At 73.6% G+C, this 3,239-nt stretch carries 3 protein-coding genes; all 3 read left to right on the top strand.

The features are described 5' to 3' along the window. Window positions 1-786 (top strand): acyl-CoA dehydrogenase family protein (locus B4M60_RS13555; RefSeq protein ID WP_291085041.1); only part of this gene is annotated, 786 nt, incomplete at its 5' end. 1 nt (window position 787) lies between these two features. Then, window positions 788-1,858, top strand: coding sequence for an acyl-CoA dehydrogenase family protein (locus tag B4M60_RS13550; protein WP_291085038.1), 1,071 nt, complete (start codon window positions 788-790; stop codon window positions 1,856-1,858). Next, a partial coding sequence (locus B4M60_RS13545) for an AMP-binding protein (protein WP_291085036.1) occupies window positions 1,855-3,239 on the top strand: 1,385 nt, incomplete at its 3' end. The genes B4M60_RS13550 and B4M60_RS13545, both read left to right, overlap by 4 nt.

The following is a 3,239-nucleotide window of genomic DNA, read 5'->3' as shown; positions in this document are numbered from 1 at the left end:
TACCGGATCAACGGTCAGAAGATGTGGACGTCGCTGGTGGCGTACGCCGACTGGATCTGGCTGGCCGCGCGCACCGATCCGGACGCCAAGCGCCACAAGGGCATCTCCATGATCATGGTGCCCACCGACGCCGAGGGCTTCTCGTGGACCCCGGTCCACACGATGGCCGGCCCGGACACCAGTGCCACCTATTACCAGGACGTGGTGGTCCCGGCGAGCAACCTCGTGGGCCCCGAGCACGGCGGCTGGCCGCTCATGACCAACCAGCTCAACCACGAGCGCGTCGCCCTGACCTCGGCGGGGCCGCTGCAGGCCTCACTGCGGCAGGTCGTGCAGTGGGCGCGCACCACCCGCTCGGCGGACGTCGGCATGCCCGGGGACGGCACCGTCATGGACAACGAGTGGGTGCGGACCCACCTGGCCCGCGTCCACGCGATGGCCGAGTACCTGGCCCTGCGCAACTGGGAGATCGTCTCCGCGGACACCGCCGCGCCCACCCGCATCGCCGCGTCGGCGACCAAGGTGTACGGGACCGAGACTGCGTGCGAGGCCTACCGGTTGCTCATGGAGGTCCTCGGATCGAGCGGCTACCAGCGCTCCCACTCCCCGACCGCCGCTCTGCACGGGCGCATCGAGCGCCTCCACCGATCGGCGCTCATCCTCACCTTCGGGGGCGGCACCAACGAGGTGCAGCGCGACATCATCGCCACCGCCGGCCTGGGGCTGCCCCCGGCGCCACGTGTCGCCCCCGCGCCGTCCGCCAGCACCGCCCGGAAGGAGCGCTGACATGGATTTCTCCGTCGACGACACCACCGCGGAACTGACCGCCCTCGTCCGTGACATGGGCGAGCGTCTGGTCACCGACGACTCCCTGCGGGAACTCGACGCCCGGTTCGGCCCCGGCACCGAGTCCGGCGGAACCGACCGCGACACCGCCCGGTTCCACGCCCGATACTGGGAGGAACTGGTCCGGGCCGGCGTCCCGGCCGCCCTCGCCCCGGAGTCGCTCGGCGGCGCCGGGCTGGGGGTGATCGGCGAGGCCCTGGTCCTACGCGAGTTGGGCCGGGTCGTCGCCCCGGTGCCCCTGTCCCCCGCGATACGCGCGGCCCACCTGCTCGAGGCGGCCGGGCAGACCGACCGCGCCACCGCCGTGGCGGAGGGGCGCGAGATCGCCGCTGTCGCCGACGGCTGGTCCGGCTCCGCACCGGAGGTGGACTGGGCGCCGATCGCCGATGTGATCGTCCGGTCTTCGGCCGACGGCCTACACGTGGCGGACGGCGCGGCGGCCACCGTGGAACGCACGGTCCCCGTCGACTACTCGTGCAGCGGGCTCGTCACCGGTGACCCCGGTGCCGCCACCGCGCTCGCCGCCGGGGCGCTCGAGTTCGATGCCCTGCGCCGCCGCGTCCACCTTGCCGCCCACCAGTGGGGCGTGATCGAGGCCGCGCTCGAGCGCACCGCCGCGTACGCGAGCACCCGCCACCAGTTCGGTCGGCCCATCGGCACGTTCCAGGCCGTCGCCGCCCGCCTGGCGGACGGGTCCATCGACGTCGACGCCGTCCGGTTGAGCACCCTGCGCGCCGCCTACGAACTCGACGCCTGTAGCGGCGACCCCGGACCGACCGCACACGCGGCGGTGGCCTCCGCCCACTTCTGGGCCTGCGACGCCGGCCACCGCCTCGCCCACACCGCCGTGCACGTCCACGGCGGCGTCGGGTTGGACCGCTCCGAGCCCGCCCACCGCTACTTCCTCGCCGCGAAGGCCGACGAGTTCCGCCTCGGCGGCGCCACCCGGCAACTGCTCGACCTGGGCGACGTGCTGGCCACCGCGGGCGACCCCTGGGAGTACTCGGCGTGAGCGGCGCGGTGAAGACGATCGCGGACGTCGCCGCCCAGCCGTTCACCTCCGTCGCCGACGCGGTGCACGCCCTGTCCGCCGTCGGCGACCGCGGAATCTGGTCCGAGGGCCGGCTCACGCCCTGGTCGGAGGCCGTCGGTGCGGTGGCCGTGCGGATCGCGGCGCTACGGGAACTGATGACCTCGTCGTCGTCATCGTCGTCGTCGTCACCACCGGCACGTCCCCACGTCGGCCTCCTCCTGGCCGGCACGCCCGAGTACCTCCACCTGCTCGGCGCGGCGGCATGCTCGAAGCTCGTCGTGGCCGGGCTCAACCCCACGCGGCGCGGCGAGGCCCTGATCCGCGACGCGGCCCTCGCCGACTGCGCGCTCATCCTCACGGACGCCGACAACGCCGCACTGCTCGACGGGCTCGACCCCGGCGTGCCCGTGGTCTCCGTCGACTCCCCCGAGTGGACCGCGCTGCTGGACCGGCATGCCGGCGCGGCGCTCCCCGAGGTGGCGGACGTGCCAGCCGGCCCGGACGACCTCGTCGCGCTGGTGTTCACCTCGGGCACGAGCGGCGACCCCAAGGCCGTCCGGATCACGCAGAGCAAGATCTCCGTGCCCGGCCGCATGCTCGCCGAGAGGTTCGGGATCGGCGCGGACGACTGCGTGTACAGCGCGATGCCGCTGTTCCACTCCAACGCCGTGATGGTGGCGTGGCCGATCGCCCTGTACTCCGGATGCTCGATCGCCCTGCGGCGTCGCTTCTCCGCCTCCAACTGGCTCGACGACGTCCGGCGACACGGATGCACCTTCGCCAACTACGTCGGCGCGCCGCTCTCCTACATCCTGGCCACCCCCGAGCGGCCCGACGACGCCGACAACCCGATGCGCGTGGTCTACGGCAACGAGGCGCCCGCCGACGTGCGCCGCGAGTTCGCCCGGCGCTTCGGCGTCACCGTGGTGGACGGGTTCGGTTCCAGCGAGGGCGGCATCTCCGTCACCCGTACGCCCGGCACCCCCGACGCCGCGCTCGGTCCACTGCCGGACGGGGTGCGGATCGTCGACCCGGAGTCCGGGGACGAGTGCCCCCGCGCCCGCTTCGACGACGCCGGTGTCCTGCTCAACGCCGACGAGTCCGTGGGTGAGATGGTCGCCGACGGGCCGGGCCTGTTCTCCGGGTATTACGGCGACCCCGCCGCCGACGCAGAGAGGATGCGCGGCGGCCGGTTCCACTCCGGCGACCTCGCGTACGTCGACGACGACGGATGGGTCTACTTCGCGGGCCGGTCCGGTGGGTGGATGCGGGTGGACGGGGAGAACCTGGCCGCGGCGCCGATCGAACGCGTCCTGCGGCGCCACCCCGACGTGGCCGAGGTGGGCGTGTACGCCGTGCC

The sequence above is a fragment of the Dietzia sp. UBA5065 genome (genome assembly GCA_002415925.1).
Lineage (GTDB): Bacteria > Actinomycetota > Actinomycetes > Mycobacteriales > Mycobacteriaceae > Dietzia.
The sequence above is the reverse complement of the archived record's forward strand: the minus strand, read 5'-3'. Positions and strand labels throughout refer to the sequence as shown.